We start from the raw sequence: 20,644 nt of genomic DNA on the forward strand, positions 1-20,644 counted from the left end.
AGAATCTCCTAGCCCAATTGCCATACCGGCACCGGCCGGTCGTAACCTCTGATCGGAACCTCGCCGAGCGAGACCGCATCGCTGCATTCCTGACCCAGCACATCGTGAACCGCGTCCGAGATCAGGAACTGCGAGTGGAATTCCTTGTTGAGCGCTTCCAGCCGCGCGGCGAAATTCACGGTGTCGCCGATCACGGTATATTCCTTGCGCCTGGGCGAGCCGATATTGCCCGCGACCACCTCGCCGATGTGGACGCCGATGCCGATCCGCAGCGGCCAGCTCGTCGCCTTGTTGGCGCGCTCATTGGCGTCGAGCATTTCGCGCGCCGCGGCAACCGCCCGCTGCGCGGCGTCATGCGCCTCGAGTGGCGCGCCGAACAGCGCCAGGAATCCGTCGCCGAGAAACTTGTTCACGATGCCGCCATGGCGGTCGAGGATATCGACCAGCACCGCGAACGCGCCATCGAGGCGATCGACCACTTCCCGCGGCGAGCGGGTGCTGGCGCCGGCGGTAAAGCTGCGGAAATCGACGAACATGACCGCGACCCGGCGAATCTCGCTTTCGGTCGCAGCGCCCTCGGCCATCAGACGCTCGACCACTTGCGGCGAGACGTGCTGGCCGAACAGGTTGGTGATGCGGTCGCGCGCGGTCGCGGCCAAAATGCTGGCCTCGAATTGCCGGCGCAACTGGACGCCGACCGCGCCAGCCAGCATGCCGCAGATCAGAATGATGAAGCTGCGCACGGAATGATAGTAGAGATCGGGTGGCGGATCAGTGCTGCCGGCGCGATGATAGAACATCGCCATGCCAAACAGCTCGGCGGCGGCCACGAAGCCGGTAAAGGTCGAGAGCCAGAAATCCAGCCGCAACGTCGAGAGGATGATGAAAATAAAATAAATGAGCGGCACCACGAAACCAAGCGCCTCCACCGGTCCCATGCTGTCGATCTCCAGCGCCAGTGCGAGCGTCGGCATCGAGGTCTCGATCAGTGCGCCAAAATACCGCCTGATGACGGGTACATCGCGGTCCAGCTTCAAATGACGGCTGATGACCGTATGGACCCACAGCTCGAACAGAATGAAGGGGATCAGGATCGCGTAGAGGTTGGTCGGCTTGAGACGGCCATGCCAGAGATGAGTGATCGCATAGGGGTCGAAGAAATAGATGGTCCAGACCATGACGGTGAGAACCGCCGCGGTCGCGATCAACGCCTTGATCCGGATCAGCTCGGTGCGCAGCACTTGCTGCATCAAGGCGTGCGTAAAGTCGGGCGATACCGCCGAGTCTTCTCCGCCCTTGTTGTCCCACAACCCCAGCATCGTTTGTCCTGTCATTCCGGGGCGATGCCAACGGGTCCGGCCTTTCGGCCGACCCGATGACAGGCTCCGCATCGAACCACGATGTGCAATTGCACATCGGGGAATCTCGAGATTCCGGGTCTGCTGCTGGCGCAGCATCCCGGAATGACGGTAAACATTCTGCATCAATCGAGCGTGCGACGGAAGCGCGTCACGGCGATCGTCATGGCCAATAACATCAGTGCAATCAGAGCAATCGTATCGTACTGCAAATTCTGGATGGTCGCGCCCTTCAGCATGATGGCGCGGACGATGCGAACGTAATGCGTCAGCGGCAGGCCTTCGCCGATATATTGCGCCCACACCGGCATGCCCATGAACGGAAACATGAATCCGGACAGCAGAATGCTCGGCAAAAAGAACATCATCGACAGCTGCATCGCCTGCAGCTGGTTCTGCACGATGGTCGAGAAGGTGTAGCCGATCGACAGATTGGTGGTGATGAACAGCGTCGACAACAACGCCAGCGTCAGCAGGCTGCCGAGGATGGGGACGCCGAACAGCAGCACCCCGATGCCGACGATCAGCGTGGCCTGCACGAAACCGACCAGCACGTAGGGGATGATCTTGCCGAACATCACCTCTATTGGCTTGATCGGCATCGACAGCAGGCTCTCCATGGTGCCGCGCTCGACCTCGCGCGTCACCGACAGCGCGGTGAAGATCAGCATGGTCATGGTCAGGATGGTGCCGACCAGGCCCGGAACGATGTTGAGCCGCGACGAGGCCGCGGGGTTGTAGCGCGCATGTGCCCGGATCTCGAACGGCAGCGACGGCGGATCACCGATGAACAGATCGTGCTCCAGCGCGGTCTGCACGACGGTGCCGAGCGCGCCGAGCGCGGAGCCGGCCGCGACCGGATCGGTTGCATCAGCGGCAACCAACAGCGCGGGATGATCGCCGCGCCGCACCGCGCGCTCGAAGCCGCGCGGGATCTCGACGCCGAACAGCACCTTGCCCGATTTCAGGAGATCGTCGAACTCCGCGACATCGTGCACTTCGCGGGTGAAGCGGAAATAGGAGGTATTTTCCAGCGCTTTCAGGATCGAGCGCGCAAGATCGGAGTCCTCCTGCAGCAGCACCGCGGTCGGCAGGTTGCGTGGCGTGGTGTTGATGGCGTAGCCGAACAGCAACAGCTGCATCACCGGGATCATCACGATCATCGCGAACGAGACGCGGTCGCGGCGGAGCTGGATGAATTCCTTGACCAGCATCGCATAGCTGCGGCGCCAGAAGCCGAAGCGTGGCTCCGCGACATCGTGGTTTTGGCGATAGGCGTCGGTCGCGCTCATTGGAAATTATCCTTGGAGCGGCCCATCAAGTCGATGAAGACATCCTCCAGCGACGGCTCGCTGTGCTGCCAGTGCCAATTCTCGTTGCCGCGATAGGGCGCGATAGCGGCCTCGAGCGCGGATTGATCGCGGCCGGAGACATGCAGGCTGGTGCCGAACGGCGCCACCATGTCGATGCCGGGCTTGCCCAGCAGCTCGGCAGAAAGCGCGTTGAGGTCGTCGCCGGTGACGGTGTAGGTCGACAGCGCGGATTTCGCGATCACCTCGTCCACGGTGCCGTGGGCTAGCAGATGGCCGTAGGCGATATAGGCGATCTCGTGACAACGCTCGGCCTCGTCCATGTAATGGGTGGAGACCAGCACGGTTAAACCCTCGGCCGCCAGCGCATGGATCTCGTTCCAGAAGTCGCGCCGCGCCTTGGGATCGACGCCGGCGGTCGGCTCGTCCAGCAGCAGCAATTGCGGATTGGGCAGCGTGCAGGCGCCGAGCGCCAGCCGCTGCTTCCAGCCGCCGGAGAGTTCGCCGGCCAGCTGCTCCTCGCGGCCCTTCAGTCCGATGCGGTCGATCATGTCGCGCGCGGCGGCGCGGGCGTCGGGCAGGCCATAGAGCCGGGCTACGAATTCCAGGTTCTCCCGCACCGACAGGTCCTGATACAGGCTGAAGCGCTGCGTCATGTAGCCGACCTGGCGCTTGATCTTGTCGGCGTCGCGGCGGATGTCGTAACCGAGGCAGGTGCCCTCGCCGCTGTCCGGCGTCAGCAGGCCGCAGAGCATTCGGATGGTGGTGGTCTTGCCGCTGCCGTTGGGGCCGAGGAAGCCGTAGATGGTGCCGCGCTTCACCTGCATCGACAGATCATGCACGACCTCGCGGCCGCTAAACGACTTTGACAGGCCCTCGACATTGATGGCGATGTCGGCAGCATTGGTTGCTATCGTGCTCATCGCTTGTCCGCCACCGGCGTCCGGGCGTTGAGGAACACGCTGATCGGCTGGCCGACGCGCAAGCTATCGGGTCGGCTCGGCCGCGCCTGGATCAGATAGACGAGCTTGTTGCGCTCATCGAGGCTGTAGATTACGGGCGGGGTATATTCCGCCGTGGTTGCGATGAAATAGATTTTTGCGGTCAGATCCGCGGAGCAATTGTCGCAGGTCACCTTGACCTCGTCGCCGATCGCAAGTTTTGGCAATTCCGTCTCCGGCACGAAGAAGCGCAGCTTCATGTTGCCGGGCGGCATGATCGACAATACCGGCCGCTGCGCCTGCACCATTTCGCCCTCGCGAAAATAGATCTGCTGGATGGTGCCGCCGACCGGCGCAAAGCCGTTGCGCCGCGCCAATCGCGTTTGCGAGGTATTGACCCGCGCTTCGGCGACCCGCAACGCCGACACCGCGGCGTCGAGCGCCGCCTGCGTGCCGGAGCCGGTCTTGCTCAGCGAAGCCGCGCGATCATAGCTCTGCTTCGCGTTGGCCAGCGTGGCGTTGTTCTGGTTGAGGTCGGCCAGTTGCAGATCGTCATCGACCGAATAAAGCGGCGCGCCGGGCTTCACCTCGTCGCCTTCGCGCACGTCAAGCTTGGTCACGCGGCCGGATTCATCGGGGCTGACAAAGATCATGTCGGCCTCGACCCAGCCCTGGAAGCCGGGATCCCGGCGCTCGATGCAGCCGGCGAGTGCGATCGCCAGCGCCGAGATCGCCAGAAGACGCAATGTGGTTCGCGACGAGGTCATGTCGTCCTCCGTTCGCCGAAAATCAGATCGAGATGGGTGCGAAACATCTCGATCGCGTCCAATGGCGCGTGTTTGCTGAACAGGCTCTGCCAGATCACCGCGACGATCGCGGGCGCCACCAGGAGCTGCGGAAAGCGCGCGAGGTCTTTCTGCTGGATTTCGCCGCGCGCGATGCCGAATTCGATCAGCGCGCGCATGCCGGCAAGGCCGCGCGAAACCACCTCGCGGTAGTAGAAGTCGGCAACCTCGGGAAAGCGCGGCCCCTCGGCCACGATCAGGCGCACGATGTCGCCGCGGCGGGTGCCCGCAACCTCCTCGATGAAGGTGCGGGCAAACCCCTCCACCATGTCGCGCACCGATGCGCCAACCGGCGGCGGCCCCGCGGCAAGACGGTTGACCAGCGGCACGATGGCGGTCCGGATCAACTCCTCGAACAGCGCTTCCTTGTCCTTGAAGTGCAGATAGATGGTGCCCTTGGCGACGCCTGCCCGCTTGGCGACGTCATCGAGCCGGGTCGCCGCAAAGCCCTGCGCGATGAATTCATCCATCGCCGCCGCGATGATGGCTTCGCGCCGCTCGGCCGCGCGTTCGGCCCGGTTGGAGACGGGTTTCGTCGCCGGCAGCTGTGGCGACACGATTTTGGGCGTCTTGGCGGAGGCAGCCAGGATCGCGACGCGGCTTTTGGCCGGCTTCGGAGGGACTGAGATTTCGGGGCGTGTTTTTTTCATATTTATAATATGACTGACTGGTCAGTCATTGTCAATGAGTTCAAAAACGGCAAATCTCACATCGCTGTTACTGCCGGGATTGCCGCAACCCGTCATTGCGGCAGCTCAAACGCGGTCCGCGATCTCGCGACGCGATGCCCCGAGTGAGGAATCTTAATGCCGGGCGCCCACTGCACCCGCACCCCTGTGCGGGCGAGATCAGCGGATCGAACTGAGGAAGAATGCCTCTCTCGACTATAACACGCGCCACGTGCGCTGTGCGCTAACTACAGCCATTACGTTAACTGCAGCGAAATCAAGTATGCGTAAAAAGAAGAATGACCGGTCTAGCGATAGATGTCGGATGCCTCGTGGATTCCCTGAGAGGGGAAGCGACGGCCTTAGCAGGAAATATTGGCGCGCTCACTCAGCGCGCGAGCGTCTATCACCATATGTTTCAGCATTCCGGCCGCAATCATACTTTCCCGCTTCTCGCTGCGCATGGCGCACTCTGGGCGAAGGGGTATTTCCAAGCGGGAATTCGGTTCGGATCGGCCGCTGCATTGGGCCAAGCCATTTTTGGCAATGATCGACGGGATCTCGTTCAGAGGCTCCACAAGTTCGCCAACGATTTTCGCGATATCAACCGCCGTGTCTGCGTCGAGACTTACTTCATCTATCATCTCACCGCAGACCGACGCCTCGCGGGGGTAGCCGGAAATATCGTACCTCCCGATTTGCTGGAACAGATGACTCGATGCCATGCAGCCCGTCGGGCAAATCGAGCCTTGTCGGACATTGAGCGACGCTCCCTCTTCACGGCCTTCTTTTTATGGGAGCAAATGAACATCGTAGGCCCGGCCGTTGAGCGGGCATTCGACGAGTTCTGCTGGCCTCTCGTGAAGGCACTCGCTCTGAGACCGCGTATTCGATTTGCCTATTTCCCTCGGCATACTCCCCTGGTGTTCTCAAATTTTGCAGATATGGATGAGAGGATCGAACTAGGGTTGGCGGCGTTCAATCTTGCATCAACGGCCGGCTGGGAGTCAGTTGAAGAGGCGCTGAGTTGCTACGGGCTCATGCCGAGTGAGTTCAGTTCCGACCCAGCGAGGTATTTTCTGAACATGGCAAGGGACGTGGTGGGAACGCCGAGGCACATGTTCACCACTACGGCCTGATTCCAAACTGCACGGCGCATAGTCGGTATTTTTGCACGAAGGTTCGGGTTAGCGGGATCGAGCGACTACCAAGTAAAAGGCGTAAGTCCGTGCTTGGCCGATCGCGTCGTTTAGCTGCGATGCAACGATTCGTCGGCTATCGGAGACAAAGCGGACTTGGGCAAGTGATCCAGTGAAGCGGGGCTATGTCCGGTCCTGCAGTTCCGCAGCGGCAATTTGCGCGGAGACGTCAACTTACCGGCCAAACGCAGTCATGGTATCAAGATTTGCTGGAGGACCGCCTGGCGCATTGCGGTCATTCGCTGGACGCCGTGTTTCGCTTAACGGCTGATCGGTCGAATCCACTCGTTGCCCTCAAGTGGTCGGCGCGAATCGTGGACCGGTTGGAGACCGCACGATCATGAAGACCTTGCTGCTGCTCGTGCTTTCCATGGTTGCCGCCGCGCGGGAAGCGACCGCACAGGACGAGTGTGTCCGCGAGCGCGCCGCCATGGTCGAAACCATCCGGGCCTACGCCCGGTCCGGCGCCGGTGTTTTGGGACAGCAGGGCCTGTCGGAGAGGGTCCTTGAGGCCATGGGGCAAACGAAACGCCATCTGTTCATCCCTGAGCGATCTTGCTCCATCGCATACGCGGACGGGCCGGTTCCGATCGGCCTCGGCCAGACCATATCGCAGCCGTACATCGTGGCCTTGATGACCCAGCTGGCCGAGGTCGCACCCGATCATGTTGTGCTCGAAGTCGGTACGGGTTCGGGTTATCAGGCCGCCATCCTTGCGCACCTGGCGCGAAAGGTCTGCACCATCGAGATTATCCCGCAATTGGCCGAGGCCGCCGCGAAAACACTCAGAGATCTCGCGTATGACAACGTGAGCGTCAGGCTTGGCGACGGCTATGATGGCTGGCCCGAATGCGGTCCTTTTGACGCCATCGTCGTGACCGCCGCGCTCGGGGAACTACCGCCGCCGCTGATCGAGCAGCTTAAAGTGGGTGGCCGGCTCGTCATGCCGGTGGGGTCCGCTTACACCACTCAGCACCTCACGGTCGTCGAAAAAATCGCTCCTGGCAAGACGACAACGCGCGCCGTCGCCCTCGTGCGCTTTGTGCCCTTCACGCGTTCACAAAAATAAAAACAAGTAACGGCCCAGTTCGTGAGGAGGACTTGGGGATTCGCCCAGGTGGCTGAAGCCTTGCGGGAATGCACATTTGGAACGACAGCACATCGCGTCGTTTCGCTGTGATGCAACGATTCGTCGGCTATCGGGGACAAGGCGGACTCGGGCAGTCAGTCCGATCGGCGCGTTCATGCGTTTACGGCCTAGCCGTGAAACTTGAGCCCGTCGACGATCTTGTCGATCACCTTGCGCTCGGCGCGCATCGCGAGGCCAACGAGGTTGAGTTCGGCGCGGATCACCGCCTTCACCACCTCGCGATTGGCGGCGTCATGCGTGGTCTTGAACATGTCTTCGGTATAGACCGCGGGCTTGACGTTGCGCGACAGCGCGCGTTCCAGCGCGCGGGACAACGCCGGCCGGTCGGCGCCATAGATCAGGATCGGCTGTCCGATCAGCGACAGATATTTGGTGCCGGAACCGTCCTGGTAATTCTCGCCGATACATTCGGGAAACGCCGCGGCGATGCCGCCCGCCAGGAACGACGCCACGTTGAGTTTTTGCCACGGTTCCAGGTCGGTCCGGATCACGACCGCGATCTTGGTGTCGAATTGCATGATGGCTCCAATGGCCGTCATTCCGGGGCGATGCAAAGCATCGAACCCGGAATCTCGAGATTCTCAGATGCGCAATAGCGCATCATAGTTCGCGTCTACGACGCGCCCCGGAATGACGGCAGTTTAGATCCTACCCCTTGGCGTCGCAGGCCCAGGCGCGGATGACGCATTCCTTGCCGCCGAATTCGTAGCATTTTTTGGTCGCGGCGTTGAGCGAGCTCGATATTTTCGGCTTCACCGCGTAGCCATGGGCGCCGCAGGGGTTGGTCATGTCGACCGCGAGCGCAGCACAGGCGCGCTTCATGGCCACGGCGGTGCAATCGCCCTTGCACTGTTTCAAGGCAGCCGCGCGCGCGGTGGCCTCGGCCGGATAGTCATAGGCCTGGCCATAGGCGCCGCATTTGCCGACCGCCAACGCGCCGGCAGCCCACGCCTGCGTGGCGAAACGCGTCGCGCCCACGACCAGGGTCAGCGCAAGAATGAACAACGCGCGGCGTTGCGCTGTGGCAGTCGAAACGATCAAGATCCCATCCCCCAAGGCAGGCGGCGCCGAATCTAGCCGGGGGGAGTTGAGACTTGGTGAACGGGAGGTTGAAATCGAGGTGCGTAAGCGACAGCCGATCTGTTGATTTCGTCGTCCCGGCGTTCGCCTAGCGTTCGCCGGGACGACGTGGATAGATTTCGTGGCTCACCCTACGGACTACGAATTACGACCTTCGCGCCGCTTCCAGCGCCTGCGGCGTGTCGATGTCGAGAAAAGCGCCAAAACCCTCGACCGGGACTTCGGCGACGGCTTCGGCGTGCTTGGCGATCAAATGGCGGGCGCCGACGTCGCCGTCGAGCGTCATCAATTCGCGGAAGAAGCGCCGCGACCACAGCACAGGGTTGCCGCGCCTGCCGTCGCTGACGGGCACCGCGATCAGATGGCCGCGGTCGGGCTCGAAGGCCTCGATCAGTCTGTCGATCAGTTTGGCATCGATCAGCGGCATATCGCCAAGACAGATCACCGCGCCGTCGGCGTTCGCGGGTACCGCCGCAATGCCCGACTTGACCGAACTGGCGAGCCCGCCGGCGAAATCCGGGTTGCGGACGAACTTTACCTTGAGGCCGCTCAATGCCTGCTCGACCAGATCGGCCTGATGGCCGGTGACGACGATGACTTCGGACGCTTTCGACGCCACCGCCTGCTCGGTCGCGATCCGCACCAGTTTTTTGCCGTCGAGTTCGGCGAGCAGCTTGTTGGGCCCGCCCATCCGGGTCGAGCGACCGGCCGCGAGGACGATCGCGGCGACGTTGCGGTTGCCTTCGAGATTTGGAACAGTGCGCGGCTGCGGACGCGTGACGATTTCCATCAACAGCCCGCCAACGCCCATGCCGGTCAGGTCGGAACGCGACACCTTCAGCCCGGCGAGCAGCCGCATCAGCACCCAGTCAAAGCCGTTTTCGACCGGCGAGCGCGCGCAGCCCGGCGCGCCCAGCACCGGCACGCCGCCGGCGCTGCCGATCAGGAGCAGATTGCCGGGGTCGACCGGCATGCCAAAGTGCTCGATGGCGCCGCCGATTTCGGTGATCGCGGCCGGGATCACGTCGCGGCGGTCGGCGATCGCCGAAGCGCCGAACACGATGACGAGTTCGGCGCCGAGGCCGAGCAATTCCTTGATCGAGGCGGCCAGGTCAGTCTCGTCATGCGGCACGCGCCGCTCGGCGATGATGGTGGCGCCCGCCGGCGCCAGCCGTTCGGCCGTCACCCGCAGGGTTTTTTCGATCACCTTCGGCGCCAGCCCCGGCAGCAAGGTCGAGACCACGCCGACCTTCTTGATGGTGTAGGGCGCGATCCGCAACGCATCGCGGCCCGCCTGCACCACCGCCGCGTCGCGCAGTTTTGCCTCGACGCCGAACGGAATCAATTTGACGGTCGCGATCATCTCGCCTTCGACGACCGGCTTGAAGGCGGCAAGGGTCGCAAACGTAATGGCTTCGTCGACGCCGTTGATGTGGTCGACCGCCGCGCGGTCGACCACCAGCACGCCGGCGCGGGCCGCGAACAGGTTGGAACGGCCGGTAAAGGCGCGCTCGACATTGACGCCATCGCCAGCGACGGCCTTCGCAATGCTGGCGGCGGCCACGTCCTCGGAGACGTCGCCGTCTTCGAGCCGCACCACGACAACTTCCTTGACGCCGGCCTTGTTGAGCGCGTCGACTTCGGCCGGCCCGATCGTGGTGCCCTTCTTGAGCACCAGCGGCCCCTGCCGCAGCGTATGCACGGTGACGCCGCCAATCGCGTCGGCCGGACTGGCGGGTCCGAACTTCATGCCGCCTGCTCTTTCCTGGTCTCGCGCGGCAGCCGCAGTTCCGCGGTGATCTCGGCCATGATCGAGACCGCGATCTCCGACGGCGAGACCGCGCCGATGCTCAAGCCGATCGGCGCGTGAATGCGCGCGATGTCGGCATCGGAGGCGCCTTGCGCCTTCAGGCGCTCGGCGCGCTTTGCGTGGGTCTTTCGCGAGCCGAGCGCGCCGATATAGAAGCAGTCGCGCGCAAAGGCGTGCAGCAGCGCCGGATCGTCGATCTTGGGATCGTGCGTGACAGCTACGAACGCGGTGTAGTGATCGATGTTGAGCGGCGGCAGCGCCACGTCGGGCCATTCGGCGACCAGCGGCACGTCGGGAAAACGCTCCGGGCTCGCAAACGCGGTGCGCGGATCCACCACGGTGACGTCATAGTCCAGCGAACGCGCCAGCGGCGCCAGCGCCTGGCTGATATGGACCGCGCCGACGATCACCAGCCGCGCGGTCGGCGCATAGACATTGAGGAACAGCTTTTTGCCGCCGGCCTCGATCATGCCGCTCTTGCCCATCCGCAACTGCTTGGCCAGATCGGCGCTCAGCGGGTCGGTGGCGATATCTTTTGCCTTCACCAGGCGCTGGTCGCCATTGGCGGTGTCGGTGACCACGATCACCGGGCGCCGCCCGGCGCGCTCGACGTTCACTTCGCTCAGGGTCTGGAGTTTCACGACTGGCCGACCTTCTCGACGAACACGCGGATGGTACCGCCGCAGGACAGGCCGACATTCCACGCGGTCTCGTCGGCGACGCCGAATTCGAGCATTTTGGGCTGGCCGCTGGCGATCACATCCAGCGCTTCGGTGACCACCGCGCCCTCGACGCAGCCGCCGGAGACGGACCCTAAGAACGTGCCGTCGTCATTGATGACCAGGCTGGAGCCGGCGGGCCGGGGCGCCGATCCCCAGGTTTCGACCACGGTCGCCAGCGCGACGCCGTGGCCGGCCTTTTGCCAGTTCTCAGCCGCCTGAAGGATATCCTCGTCACGATTGAGCATTGCGGGCCTCTTTCAAGCTGCGGGGCGGATATGGCTCAGATGATGCGGCGGAGGCGGCGCCGACAGCGCCGCGATCAGCCCCTCGATTGAACTCAAATTATGCACCGGACGGAATTCGTCAACGTGCGGCAACATCATTTTGATGCCCTGCGCCTTGGCCTCGAACCCGCCGTAGCGCAACAGCGGGTTGAGCCAGATCAGGCGGCGGCAGGAACGGTGCAGCCGATCCATCTCGAACGCAAGCTTGTCGTCGGCCTCGCGCTCCAGCCCGTCGGAGATCAGCAGCACGATGGCGCCCTGCCCCAGCACCCGCCGTCCCCACAATTTGTTGAACGTATGCAGGGAGGTGGCGATCCGGGTGCCCCCGGCCCAATCCTCCACCGAGGACGAACAGCTCGCCAGCGCCTCGTCGGGGTCGCGCGCCCTTAAACTGCGCGTCACATTGGTCAGCCGGGTCCCGAACAGGAACACCGAGACGCGCTTCCTGGCATCGGTGATGGCGTGGAGGAAATGCAGGAAGAGGCGGGTATATTCGCTCATCGAGCCCGATATATCGAGCAGCGCCACGATCGGCGCCGGCTTGTCGATCCGGCCGAGCTTGCGGATGTCGATGATCTCGCCGCCGGTGCGCAAGGAACCGCGCAAGGTGCGGCGCATGTCGAGCCGCAAGCCCCGCGCATCCGGCTGGTAGCGGCGGGTGCGCAACTCGGCCTGCGGCAGCCGCATATTGGCGATGGCGCGGGTGACTTCGGCGATCTCGGCCGCGCTCATCTGCGCAAAGTCTTTCTTCTGCAAAATCTCCTTGTCGGAGACCGAGAGGCGCAGTTCCTGCTCCTGGGCCTGCGGCATCTCCTCGCGCATCGGCGGCTGCGCCATCGCCTCCTGGACCCGGCGCGAGGCCGGCGGCGGCTTCTTCCTGGCGTGTTCGGGCAGCGGCACCGAATCCAGCATGTGCTTCCATTCGTCGGCGGCGCGGAAGAACAGGTCGAAGGCCTGGGCAAAGATCAGCATATGCTCGTGGCGCTTGACGAAGATCGCTTCCAGCGTGGCGTAGACGTCGGCGCGGTTGCCGATCTCGATCGCCTGCAGCGCGTTGAGCGCATCGATCACAGCACCGGGTCCAACCGGAATCCCGGCCGCGCGCAGCGCGCGGGCAAAGCCGACCACGTTGTCGGCCATCTGGCCGGTCGGGGGCGTGAGGTGGTTGATGGGCATCGGTTTAGGTCTCACTGCCGTCATTCCGGGGCGCGCCCTCTTGGCGCGAGCCCGGAATCCATAACCACGATCGTGAGTATGGATTCCGGGCCTGCGCTACGCGCATCCCGGAATGACGACGTCGTTCGAGCGTGCGAGCTAGTTCTCGCTCGTCGTTTCCTTCAAAACCTTCTGCAGCGCATCGCCCTGCATCCGCGCGATGTCGTCCTGGTATTTCAGCAGCGCGCCCAACGTGTCACCGACCACTTCCGGCGTCAGCGAACGGGCGTCGAGTTCGGTCAGCGCGGTGGCCCAGTCGATGGTTTCGGCGACGCCCGGCGACTTGTAGAAATCCTGGTCGCGTAGCGCCTGCACGAACCGCACGACCTGAAGCGACAGTTTGGCCGAAATATCGGGCACGCGCGATTTGACGATCGCGAGCTCGCGCTCGGCATTGGGATAATCCACCCAGTGATAGAGACAACGGCGCTTCAGCGCGTCGTGAATCTCGCGGGTGCGGTTCGAGGTGATGATGACGATCGGCGCCTGCGGCGCCTTGACGGTGCCGAATTCAGGGATGGTGACCTGGAAGTCCGAGAGAATTTCCAGGAGATACGCCTCGAACGCCTCGTCGGCGCGGTCGAGTTCGTCGATCAACAGCACCGGCGCGCCGGCGACATCGGGCTCCAGCGCCTGCAGCAGCGGCCGCTTGATCATGAAGCGCTCGGCGAAAATGTCGCTCGACAGCTGCTCGCGATCGGTATCGCCGGCCGCCTCCGCGAGCCGGATCGCGATCATCTGCGCCGCGCTGTTCCACTCATAGACCGCGGACGCAACATCCAGGCCTTCGTAGCACTGCAGCCGGATCAGTTTTCGCCCAAGGGCCGCCGACAGCACCTTTGCGATTTCGGTCTTGCCGACGCCGGCCTCGCCTTCGAGAAACAGCGGCCGTCCCATGCGCAGCGACAGATAGGTCACGGTTGCCAGCGACCGCTCGGCGAGATAGCCGCGCGAGGTCAGGAGTTCCAGCATCGCATCGACGGATTTGGGTAACGCCGGTGCGCTCATGGGCAAGCCAGTCTTGATAGAGCAGGAATTCGCAATTTTATTTGGCGGTCGCAGCTTCGACCGCGCGGCGCGTCAGCACCCCGATCAGATGCGCGCGATATTCCGCGCTGCCGTGCAGGTCGCTGTTCAGCCCTTCCGCCGGCACCGACAGCCCATCGAGCACCTTGTGCGAAAAACGCTTTTTCAGCGCTTCCTCGAACGCAGTGACGCGGAACACGCCGTCCGAGCCGGCGCCGGTGACGGCCACCCGCACGTCCGACGGACGTTTTGCAACGAACACGCCGACCAGCGCGTAGCGCGACGCTTGATTCCGGAACTTGACGTAGGCCGCCTTCTTCGGCACCGGGAACATCACTTTGGTGATGATCTCGTCGCTCTCCAGCGCGGTCGTGAACAATCCCTGGAAAAACTCTTCGGCCTTCAGGCGGCGCTTGTTGGTGACGATGGTGGCGCCAAGCGCGAGGCAGGCGGCGGGATAATCCGCGGTTGGATCGTTGTTGGCGAGCGAGCCGCCGATGGTGCCCTTGTGGCGCACCGCGGGGTCGCCGATCTGGCCGGCCAGTTCAGCCAGCGCCGGGATCGCCTCGCCGACCACGGCGGAGGTGGCGACATCGGCGTGCCTGGCGGTGGCGCCGATCACCAGCGCACGGCCCTTCATCTCGATCATGTCCAACCCCTCGATGTGGGAGAGGTCGACCAGATGCGGGGGGCTGGCGAGCCGCTGCTTCATGACCGGCACCAGCGTGTGGCCGCCGGCGATCAGTTTGGCGTCTTCGTTCTTCACCAGGAGATTGGCGGCCTGTCGCACGGTTGCCGGACGATGATATTTGAATTCGTACATGAAAGTTTCCCGGAAATTTCCTGATCGCAGTCGCGATGATCTGGTTTATGCGAGATCGGACTTGGCCATCGCCTTGGCGCCGGCTGCGATCGATTGAACGATGTTCTGGTAGCCGGTGCAGCGGCACAGATTGCCTTCGAGCTCTTCGCGGATGACGTGGTCGGAGAGGTCATGGCCCTTGCGATGCACGATATCGACCGCGGTCATGATCATGCCGGGGGTGCAGAAGCCGCATTGCAGGCCGTGATGCTCGCGAAAGGCTTCCTGCATCGGATGCAGCGGCGCGCCGTCGGCGGCCAGGCCCTCGATAGTCTTGACCTCGTGGCCGTCGGCCATGACCGCCAGCGTGGTGCAGGATTTGACCGCCTTGCCGTCGAGATGGACGACACAGGCGCCGCACTGCGAGGTGTCGCAACCGACATGGGTGCCAGTCAGGCGCAGATTTTCGCGCAGAAACTGGACCAGCAGGGTACGGGGGTCGACATTGGCGTTTACGGGATTGCCGTTCACGATCAGGGAAATCTTGGCCATCAGCACTCTCTTGGGCTGCCCTGCCGCATATCGGCAGAACAGGCGTTTAGAAACGTTCAAAGGCCATAATATGGGCCATGCCGGCAATGAGCAACCTCAGCTGGGGCATGGCCTGATATGACCTGGCGGGACTCTTGGGCGGGCCTAGCCTTCTCAGGGATCAGGCTTTTTCGGGAATCAACCCTGGACCGCCTTGGCGAAATTGGCGAAGAACTCGTCGGCCAGCTTCTTGGCCGCGCCGTTGATCAGCCGCTGCCCGAGCTGGGCCAGCTTGCCGCCGATCTGGGCCTCGACATTGTAACTCAAAAGCGTCCCGCCATCCTTCTCGGCAAGCCCCACCGTGGCGCCGCCCTTTGCGAAACCGGCAACCCCGCCCTCGCCCTCGCCCGAGATCTTGTAGCCGTTGGGCGGATCGAGATCGCTCAGCATGACCTTGCCCTTGAAGCGGGCGGAGACCGGGCCGACCTTCATTTTGGCGGTGGCGCGGAAGCCGCCATCGTCGGTCTTCTCCAGTTCCTCGCAGCCGGGGATGCAGACTTTCAGCACTTCCGGGTCGTTCAATTTGGCCCACACCGCCTCGCGCGGCGCCGCAAGCTGGACTTCGCCGTTCATCGTCATGGCCATGGCTGGTGCCTCCCGGATCGCTTCAACCTGCTCCCCAAGTAAAGCACGCCCGGTCCAAAAGAAAGGCCACGTTCCGACAATGAGCGATGCATATTCGCGGGCGCAGCAGGCCGCAAAAGCGGCCGCCGGTTTGTGACCGGAAAATGCGCAAACCGATCGGAGGCCATTGGCAGAGCCAACCGGGGATGGTTAGGTCGCGCGCAGATGAGCACCTCCCTCTCTCCCTTGCTGGCCCCGATGCTGTCGAGTACCGCGATGCGCGCGGTATGTGACGATGCCGCATGCCTGCAAAACATGCTGGATTTCGAGGCCGCGCTGGCGCGCTCCGAAGCCGACATCGGCGTCATTCCGGAGCGCGCGGCCGATGCGATCGCCGGCGCCTGCAAGGCCGAATCATTCGACCTCGCAGCGCTTGCCGAGGCCGCGACCCGATCCGGCAATCTCGCTATCCCGCTGGTCAAGGCGCTGACCGCCAACGTCGGCAAGGCTGATGCCGCGGCCGCGCGCTATGTGCATTGGGGCGCGACCAGCCAGGACGTGATCGATACCGGCACCATGCTCGGCCTTCGCGCTGGTATCGATGTGCTGCTCGGCGATATCGACCGCGCGGTCGCAGGCTTCGCCAAACTCGCGCGCCAGCATCGCACCACTGCGATGGTCGCCCGCACCTGGCTGCAGCACGCGCTGCCGATGCCGTTCGGGCTCAAGCTCGCCGAATATGCCGCAGCGTTGCACCGCTCGCGCAAGCGGCTGCAGCGGCTGCGCAGCGAGACGCTGGCGCTGCAGTTCGGCGGCGCCGCCGGGACGCTGGCGGCCCTCGGCGACAGCGGCTTGCCGGTCGCCGAAAAGCTGGCCGGGTTACTGAAACTGCCGCTGCCGGACGCGCCCTGGCACACCCACCGCGACCGCATCGCGGAAGCCGCTTCGGTGTTCGCGATCCTGGCCGGCACCTGCGGTAAGATCGCGCGCGACGTTTCCCTGATGATGCAGACCGACGTCGCCGAAGCCTTCGAGCCCTCGGGCGAAGGCCGCGGCGGCTCCTCCACAATGCCGCACAAGCGCAATCCCGTCGCGGCAGCCAGCGCGCTGGCGGCAGCCACCATGGCGCCCAATCTCGCGGCGACGATCTTTGCCGCCCAAGTGCAGGAGCACGAACGCAGCGCAGGGCCCTGGCATGCGGAGTGGCCGACCCTGCCGACGCTGCTGCTCGTCACCTCGGGCGCCCTCGCCGCGATCGTCGACATCGCCGAAGGGCTCGAGGTCGACGCCGCGCGCATGTGCCGCAACCTCGACGCGACCGGCGGGTTGATCATGGCGGAAGCGGTGACGTTTGCGCTGGCCGAAAAGATCGGCAAGAGCGACGCGCATCATCTGATCGAGGCGGCCAGCAAGAAGGCGGTTGCGGAGAAGAAACACCTGCGCGACGTGCTGACTGCCGACTCGCGCGTCAGCGCACATCTCGATACGGAAAAACTTGCGAAACTGTTCGAGCCGCTGGCCTATCAGGGCGCCTCGCAAGCGCTGATCGACCGCCTGCTCGCCTCGCTCGACGACAAATAAGATACCGGAGAATTTTCTATGCCGATGATCGACGCCGACGGTTGCCTGCTCAACGTATCCGTCGAAGGCCGCGACGGCGGACCGACGCTGATGCTGTCGAACTCGCTGGGCTGTACGCTGCAGATGTGGGAGCCGCAGATGCGCGCGCTGACGCAGGTATTTCGCGTCATCCGCTATGACCGCCGCGGCCATGGCAAATCCAGCGTGCCGCCCGGTCCCTATTCGATGGAACGGTTCGGCCGCGATGTGCTGGCCATCCTCGACGATCTCAACATCGCCAAGGTGCATTGGTGCGGCCTGTCGATGGGCGGCATGGTCGGGCAATGGCTGGCCGCCAACGCGCCGGATCGCTTCGGCAAGATCATCCTCGCCAACACCGCCTGTTATTATCCGGACCCGACCAATTGGCTGAACCGCATCAAGGCGGTGAAGGAAGGCGGCATGTCAGCGGTCGCGGATACCGTCATAGCAGGCTGGCTGACGGCGGATTTTCGCGAGCGCGAGCCGCAAATCGCCGCCAACATGAAGGCGATGCTGCTGGCCTCGCCGGTCGAAGGCTATCTCGCCTGCTGCGAGGCGCTGAGCACGCTCGACCAGCGCGAACTATTGCCTGGGATCAAGAGCCCGACGCTGGTGATCGCCGGCCGTCACGACATGGCAACGCCGATTGCGGCCGGCGAGTTCATCCGCAGCAAAATTCCCGGCGCGAGCATGACGATCCTGGACGCCGCGCATATTTCCAATGTCGAACAGCCGCACGCCTTCACCGACGCGGTGGTCGGTTTCCTGACGCAACCCTAACAACGTCATTGCGAGCGAAGCGAAGCAATCCATCTCACCACCGAAAGGAAGAATGGATTGCTTCGTCGCTTCGCTCCTCGCAATGACGGGGAGGACAGAGATGGACGACCAGAAGCGCCGCGACGACGGCATGACCCAGCGCCGAAAAGTGCTTGGCGATGCCTGGGTCGACAAATCGATCGCCAACCGGAACGCATTCAATACCGATTTCCAGGACCTGATCACGCGCTATGCCTGGGGCGATATCTGGACCCGGCCGCATTTCGACCACCGCACCCGCCGCGTGCTCGTGATCGGCACCATGGTCGCGCTCGGGCAGTGGGATGAGTTTCGCCTGCACGTGCGCGCGGCGCTGGCGGAAGGCGGTTTTACGCCCGACGATATCAAGGAAATCTTGCTGCAGCAGGCGATCTATTGCGGCGTGCCGGCCGCCAATCACGCGGTGAAGGAAGCCGCCGCGATCGTCGCGGAATTAGGATTGCTGAAGGGATAGGTCGCCGGACGTCGCGCCGGAATCGGCCTGCACTTGCGCCTGCTTTTGGGCCTGCGGTTTCGCCGGCGGTTCGACCAGCAGAACGATCGCGGTGCCGAGCAGCATCAACAATTCGGTCGCGTGCAGCCGAAGCGCCTCGGTCTCGCCGACCTGCGACGCCAGCACCATGCTGGCGAAACTGATCACGCTGCCGATCGCAAGCGCCACACCGAGCGCTTCATTGTTGCCGCCGCTCTTGCGAATCGCGGCACGGGCGAGGAAGAGGAGAAAGATCGCAAAGAACGCCACCACCGTCATCCGGCCCAGCGCCAACAGCCAGGCGAAGCGCACGGTGGCCATTCCCGACATTTGCAGATGATCGCTGATGAACAGCGCAACCGATATGTTCGGCCGCTCATAAAGGCCATGGACCGGCGAAATCATGATCTTGAACGCGATCATGGTCCAGGACGGAATGAAATAGGCCGCCAGCAGCGCGCTGTTGAATGAGCTGATCCGCCAATTGCTGAACATGTCGCTTCCCGCTTGTTCCGCGAGCCCCGGACCGAGGCGGCGGTTTGAGCAGCGAGCTAACTCGCTTCAACAGCAGGCGGCAATTTAAACCCTTTGTTTACCTTAATGGCCCCGACAAGAGGACCTCAGTACCTTTTTCGGCAAATTATACTGTGTCATGGCCGGACTTGATCCGGCCATTCATCGTCTCTGAAAGAGTCTCGCGAAGAGCGGTGGACCCCCGGGGTCATCTGGCGCGAAGACGCGCTTCGCGCTTTTGCCCGGGGGTGACGAGAGAACAAAAAAGAGAAGTCCCGCCTTTCGGCAGGACTTTCCTTGCTCTCGCTTGATTCAAGTCCGAATTAACGGCCGCCCTTGCCCTGTTGATCGGGTTTCTGGCCCTGACGGTTGGGATCCTGCTGCTGCTGGCCCGGCTTCTGGCCGCCACCCTGCTGCTGACCTGGCTTCTGACCCGGGTTCTGGTTCTGCTGGCCCGGGTTCTGGTTTGGGTTGCTCATTCGGGGATCTCCGTTGTTGAACATCGCCGGCCGATAACTCAGGCAGCCGGCATTGGTTGCGGTGGAACCGCAGTTCCCAGGTGAAGATTGCGCGGCAACCGCATGTCGCCACTGTTACGGCGGAACCTCCGGCGCAAAAACTAGCTATGTACAAGCCCTTAAGCCGCCGCGAGCGCTGTTGCCGCCCCCGGTTCCCACTGTTAAAAACCCAACGACGCGTCGGTTAAGGCTGCCGGGGGCCCTCGCCGCGTCTCTTCTCTAAATACGGCAGCGCATGGATTATTTCGCCCAGCAACTCATCAACGGCCTCGTGCTCGGCTCGGTCTATGGCCTGATCGCCATCGGCTACACCATGGTCTATGGCATCGTCGGCATGATCAATTTCGCCCATGGCGATATCTTCATGATCGGCGGCTTCATCGCGCTGATCTCGTTCCTGATCCTGGTCTCGTTCGGCCTGACCGCGATCCCCCTGATCCTGCTGATCGTGCTGCTGGTCTCGATGGCGATCACCGCGCTTTACGGCTGGACCGTCGAGCGCATCGCCTACCGGCCGCTGCGGCACTCGTTCAGGCTGGCGCCGATGCTTTCCGCCATCGGTATGTCATTCGTGCTGACCAATTATTCGCAGATCGCCCAGGGCGCGCGGGTCAAGCCGGTGCCGCCGATCATCCGGGGCGGCTACACGCTGCATGAGGGCGCTAGCGGCTTTGTCGTGCAACTGTCCAACGTCCAGATCGTCGTCGTCATCAGCACCATCGTGCTGCTGGCGCTGTTCACCTGGCTGGTGGCGCGCACCCGGCTCGGCCGCGACATGCGCGCCTGCGAACAGGACCAGACCATGGCGGCGCTGCTCGGCGTCGACGTCGATCGCACCATCTCCATGACGTTTGTCATTGGCGCCGCCCTCGCCGCAGTCGCGGGCATGATGTACCTGCTCTATTACGGCCAGGTCGATTTCAACATGGGCTTTGTCGCCGGCATCAAGGCGTTCACCGCGGCCGTGCTCGGCGGCATCGGCTCGCTGCCCGGCGCGATGCTGGGCGGGCTCGCCATCGGGCTGATCGAGACCATGTGGTCGGCTTACTTCTCGGTCGAATACAAGGATGTCGCCGCGTTCTCGATCCTCATCATCGTGCTGATCTTCCTTCCGACCGGCCTGCTCGGCCGGCCCGAAGTTGAAAAAGTCTGACG

Annotated in this window: 23 protein-coding genes; 6 read left to right on the forward strand and 17 right to left on the reverse strand. The window is 63.4% G+C overall.

Annotated elements, in window-relative coordinates:
* Positions 1 to 8: 8 nt before the first annotated feature.
* The 5 genes from NL528_RS29805 to NL528_RS29825 all read right to left on the reverse strand — a co-directional run bounded on the left by NL528_RS29805 (position 9) and on the right by NL528_RS29825 (position 5,104).
* The gene (locus tag NL528_RS29805) at positions 9 to 1,319 is read right to left on the reverse strand and encodes an adenylate/guanylate cyclase domain-containing protein (RefSeq protein WP_309177945.1); all 1,311 of its coding nucleotides are present in this window, start codon (positions 1,317 to 1,319) and stop codon (positions 9 to 11) included.
* A gap of 164 nt (positions 1,320 to 1,483) precedes the next feature.
* Entirely contained in the window at positions 1,484 to 2,650 is a 1,167-nt protein-coding gene (locus NL528_RS29810; RefSeq protein WP_309177946.1) for an ABC transporter permease, read from the reverse strand.
* Complete coding sequence (locus tag NL528_RS29815; protein WP_309177947.1) at positions 2,647 to 3,591, reverse strand: ABC transporter ATP-binding protein; 945 nt, start codon at positions 3,589 to 3,591, stop codon at positions 2,647 to 2,649. Before NL528_RS29815 ends, NL528_RS29810 begins: the two co-directional genes overlap by 4 nt.
* On the reverse strand, positions 3,588 to 4,376 hold the full coding sequence (locus tag NL528_RS29820) for an efflux RND transporter periplasmic adaptor subunit (RefSeq protein ID WP_309177948.1): 789 nt from the start codon (positions 4,374 to 4,376) through the stop codon (positions 3,588 to 3,590). Before NL528_RS29820 ends, NL528_RS29815 begins: the two co-directional genes overlap by 4 nt.
* On the reverse strand, positions 4,373 to 5,104 hold the full coding sequence (locus NL528_RS29825; RefSeq protein ID WP_309177949.1) for a TetR/AcrR family transcriptional regulator: 732 nt from the start codon (positions 5,102 to 5,104) through the stop codon (positions 4,373 to 4,375). Before NL528_RS29825 ends, NL528_RS29820 begins: the two co-directional genes overlap by 4 nt.
* A gap of 350 nt (positions 5,105 to 5,454) precedes the next feature.
* On the opposite strand from NL528_RS29825, the gene NL528_RS29830 reads away from it, so the two are divergent.
* Both NL528_RS29830 and NL528_RS29835 read left to right on the forward strand, forming a co-directional pair.
* A complete protein-coding gene (locus tag NL528_RS29830) occupies positions 5,455 to 6,261 on the forward strand; it encodes a hypothetical protein (RefSeq protein ID WP_309177950.1) in 807 nt (268 codons plus the stop codon).
* A gap of 400 nt (positions 6,262 to 6,661) precedes the next feature.
* Positions 6,662 to 7,390: a protein-L-isoaspartate(D-aspartate) O-methyltransferase gene (locus NL528_RS29835; protein WP_309177951.1), complete on the forward strand. Its 729-nt coding sequence runs from the start codon at positions 6,662 to 6,664 to the stop codon at positions 7,388 to 7,390.
* Between the two features lie 188 nt (positions 7,391 to 7,578).
* Here the strand turns inward: NL528_RS29835 and NL528_RS29840 are convergent, their stop codons facing one another.
* From NL528_RS29840 to NL528_RS29885, 10 genes are all read right to left on the reverse strand, one after another.
* Positions 7,579 to 7,989, reverse strand: coding sequence for a DUF2000 family protein (locus NL528_RS29840; protein WP_309177952.1), 411 nt, complete (start codon positions 7,987 to 7,989; stop codon positions 7,579 to 7,581).
* Between the two features lie 130 nt (positions 7,990 to 8,119).
* The gene (locus NL528_RS29845; RefSeq protein ID WP_309177953.1) at positions 8,120 to 8,512 is read right to left on the reverse strand and encodes a DUF4189 domain-containing protein; all 393 of its coding nucleotides are present in this window, start codon (positions 8,510 to 8,512) and stop codon (positions 8,120 to 8,122) included.
* 184 nt (positions 8,513 to 8,696) lie between these two features.
* Positions 8,697 to 10,301 carry a molybdopterin-binding/glycosyltransferase family 2 protein gene (locus NL528_RS29850; protein ID WP_309177954.1) on the reverse strand — a complete coding sequence of 535 codons (1,605 nt, stop codon included), beginning with the start codon at positions 10,299 to 10,301 and terminating at the stop codon, positions 8,697 to 8,699.
* Positions 10,298 to 11,002 carry an XdhC family protein gene (locus NL528_RS29855; RefSeq protein ID WP_309177955.1) on the reverse strand — a complete coding sequence of 235 codons (705 nt, stop codon included), beginning with the start codon at positions 11,000 to 11,002 and terminating at the stop codon, positions 10,298 to 10,300. The genes NL528_RS29850 and NL528_RS29855 overlap by 4 nt, the downstream gene beginning before the upstream one ends.
* Positions 10,999 to 11,328 (reverse strand): XdhC family protein, encoded by a 330-nt coding sequence (locus NL528_RS29860; protein WP_074275029.1) that lies wholly within the window; start codon positions 11,326 to 11,328, stop codon positions 10,999 to 11,001. The genes NL528_RS29855 and NL528_RS29860 overlap by 4 nt, the downstream gene beginning before the upstream one ends.
* A 12-nt stretch (positions 11,329 to 11,340) precedes the next feature.
* A complete protein-coding gene (locus tag NL528_RS29865; RefSeq protein WP_309177956.1) occupies positions 11,341 to 12,543 on the reverse strand; it encodes a VWA domain-containing protein in 1,203 nt (400 codons plus the stop codon).
* A 138-nt stretch (positions 12,544 to 12,681) separates the two neighbouring features.
* Entirely contained in the window at positions 12,682 to 13,590 is a 909-nt protein-coding gene (locus NL528_RS29870) for a MoxR family ATPase (RefSeq protein WP_309177957.1), read from the reverse strand.
* Between the two features lie 37 nt (positions 13,591 to 13,627).
* Positions 13,628 to 14,431, reverse strand: a complete 804-nt coding sequence (locus NL528_RS29875) for a xanthine dehydrogenase family protein subunit M (protein ID WP_309177958.1) — start codon at positions 14,429 to 14,431, stop codon at positions 13,628 to 13,630.
* A 45-nt stretch (positions 14,432 to 14,476) separates the two neighbouring features.
* Positions 14,477 to 14,962 carry a (2Fe-2S)-binding protein gene (locus NL528_RS29880; protein ID WP_074275025.1) on the reverse strand — a complete coding sequence of 162 codons (486 nt, stop codon included), beginning with the start codon at positions 14,960 to 14,962 and terminating at the stop codon, positions 14,477 to 14,479.
* Between the two features lie 177 nt (positions 14,963 to 15,139).
* Positions 15,140 to 15,586: a carbon monoxide dehydrogenase subunit G gene (locus NL528_RS29885; RefSeq protein ID WP_309177959.1), complete on the reverse strand. Its 447-nt coding sequence runs from the start codon at positions 15,584 to 15,586 to the stop codon at positions 15,140 to 15,142.
* A 204-nt stretch (positions 15,587 to 15,790) separates the two neighbouring features.
* On the opposite strand from NL528_RS29885, the gene NL528_RS29890 reads away from it, so the two are divergent.
* The 3 genes from NL528_RS29890 to pcaC all read left to right on the forward strand — a co-directional run bounded on the left by NL528_RS29890 (position 15,791) and on the right by pcaC (position 18,440).
* Positions 15,791 to 17,146, forward strand: coding sequence for a 3-carboxy-cis,cis-muconate cycloisomerase (locus tag NL528_RS29890; RefSeq protein WP_309177960.1), 1,356 nt, complete (start codon positions 15,791 to 15,793; stop codon positions 17,144 to 17,146).
* 18 nt (positions 17,147 to 17,164) lie between these two features.
* Positions 17,165 to 17,947, forward strand: coding sequence for a 3-oxoadipate enol-lactonase (gene pcaD, locus NL528_RS29895; protein ID WP_309177961.1), 783 nt, complete (start codon positions 17,165 to 17,167; stop codon positions 17,945 to 17,947).
* Between the two features lie 100 nt (positions 17,948 to 18,047).
* Complete coding sequence (gene pcaC, locus NL528_RS29900; RefSeq protein WP_074275021.1) at positions 18,048 to 18,440, forward strand: 4-carboxymuconolactone decarboxylase; 393 nt, start codon at positions 18,048 to 18,050, stop codon at positions 18,438 to 18,440.
* Here the strand turns inward: pcaC and NL528_RS29905 are convergent.
* The gene (locus tag NL528_RS29905; protein ID WP_309177962.1) at positions 18,420 to 18,953 is read right to left on the reverse strand and encodes a hypothetical protein; all 534 of its coding nucleotides are present in this window, start codon (positions 18,951 to 18,953) and stop codon (positions 18,420 to 18,422) included. The two genes, pcaC and NL528_RS29905, sit on opposite strands and share 21 nt — an antisense overlap.
* Before the next feature lie 341 nt (positions 18,954 to 19,294).
* The gene (locus tag NL528_RS29910) at positions 19,295 to 19,450 is read right to left on the reverse strand and encodes a hypothetical protein (protein WP_309177963.1); all 156 of its coding nucleotides are present in this window, start codon (positions 19,448 to 19,450) and stop codon (positions 19,295 to 19,297) included.
* A 274-nt stretch (positions 19,451 to 19,724) separates the two neighbouring features.
* Here NL528_RS29910 and NL528_RS29915 point away from each other — a divergent pair, with 274 nt between their 5' ends.
* Positions 19,725 to 20,642: a branched-chain amino acid ABC transporter permease LivH gene (locus tag NL528_RS29915; protein WP_309177964.1), complete on the forward strand. Its 918-nt coding sequence runs from the start codon at positions 19,725 to 19,727 to the stop codon at positions 20,640 to 20,642.
* Positions 20,643 to 20,644: the final 2 nt, after the last annotated feature.

Origin of the sequence: Bradyrhizobium sp. Ash2021 (assembly GCF_031202265.1) — a bacterium.
Classification (GTDB): Bacteria; Pseudomonadota; Alphaproteobacteria; order Rhizobiales; family Xanthobacteraceae; genus Bradyrhizobium.

Bases quoted from the DNA above. Each gene is read 5' to 3' on its own strand.
- pcaC (WP_074275021.1), top strand. From the start codon at position 18,048: ATGGACGACCAGAAGCGCCGCGACGACGGCATGACCCAGCGCCGAAAA.
- NL528_RS29805 (WP_309177945.1), bottom strand. From the start codon at position 1,319: ATGCTGGGGTTGTGGGACAACAAGGGCGGAGAAGACTCGGCGGTATCG.
- NL528_RS29815 (WP_309177947.1), bottom strand. From the start codon at position 3,591: ATGAGCACGATAGCAACCAATGCTGCCGACATCGCCATCAATGTCGAG.
- NL528_RS29880 (WP_074275025.1), bottom strand. From the start codon at position 14,962: ATGGCCAAGATTTCCCTGATCGTGAACGGCAATCCCGTAAACGCCAAT.
- NL528_RS29905 (WP_309177962.1), bottom strand. From the start codon at position 18,953: ATGTTCAGCAATTGGCGGATCAGCTCATTCAACAGCGCGCTGCTGGCG.
- NL528_RS29850 (WP_309177954.1), bottom strand. From the start codon at position 10,301: ATGAAGTTCGGACCCGCCAGTCCGGCCGACGCGATTGGCGGCGTCACC.
- NL528_RS29865 (WP_309177956.1), bottom strand. From the start codon at position 12,543: ATGCCCATCAACCACCTCACGCCCCCGACCGGCCAGATGGCCGACAAC.
- NL528_RS29810 (WP_309177946.1), bottom strand. From the start codon at position 2,650: ATGAGCGCGACCGACGCCTATCGCCAAAACCACGATGTCGCGGAGCCA.
- NL528_RS29840 (WP_309177952.1), bottom strand. From the start codon at position 7,989: ATGCAATTCGACACCAAGATCGCGGTCGTGATCCGGACCGACCTGGAA.
- NL528_RS29910 (WP_309177963.1), bottom strand. From the start codon at position 19,450: ATGAGCAACCCAAACCAGAACCCGGGCCAGCAGAACCAGAACCCGGGT.
- NL528_RS29825 (WP_309177949.1), bottom strand. From the start codon at position 5,104: ATGAAAAAAACACGCCCCGAAATCTCAGTCCCTCCGAAGCCGGCCAAA.
- pcaD (WP_309177961.1), top strand. From the start codon at position 17,165: ATGCCGATGATCGACGCCGACGGTTGCCTGCTCAACGTATCCGTCGAA.
- NL528_RS29870 (WP_309177957.1), bottom strand. From the start codon at position 13,590: ATGAGCGCACCGGCGTTACCCAAATCCGTCGATGCGATGCTGGAACTC.
- NL528_RS29915 (WP_309177964.1), top strand. From the start codon at position 19,725: ATGGATTATTTCGCCCAGCAACTCATCAACGGCCTCGTGCTCGGCTCG.
- NL528_RS29890 (WP_309177960.1), top strand. From the start codon at position 15,791: ATGAGCACCTCCCTCTCTCCCTTGCTGGCCCCGATGCTGTCGAGTACC.
- NL528_RS29820 (WP_309177948.1), bottom strand. From the start codon at position 4,376: ATGACCTCGTCGCGAACCACATTGCGTCTTCTGGCGATCTCGGCGCTG.
- NL528_RS29875 (WP_309177958.1), bottom strand. From the start codon at position 14,431: ATGTACGAATTCAAATATCATCGTCCGGCAACCGTGCGACAGGCCGCC.
- NL528_RS29835 (WP_309177951.1), top strand. From the start codon at position 6,662: ATGAAGACCTTGCTGCTGCTCGTGCTTTCCATGGTTGCCGCCGCGCGG.
- NL528_RS29885 (WP_309177959.1), bottom strand. From the start codon at position 15,586: ATGGCCATGACGATGAACGGCGAAGTCCAGCTTGCGGCGCCGCGCGAG.
- NL528_RS29860 (WP_074275029.1), bottom strand. From the start codon at position 11,328: ATGCTCAATCGTGACGAGGATATCCTTCAGGCGGCTGAGAACTGGCAA.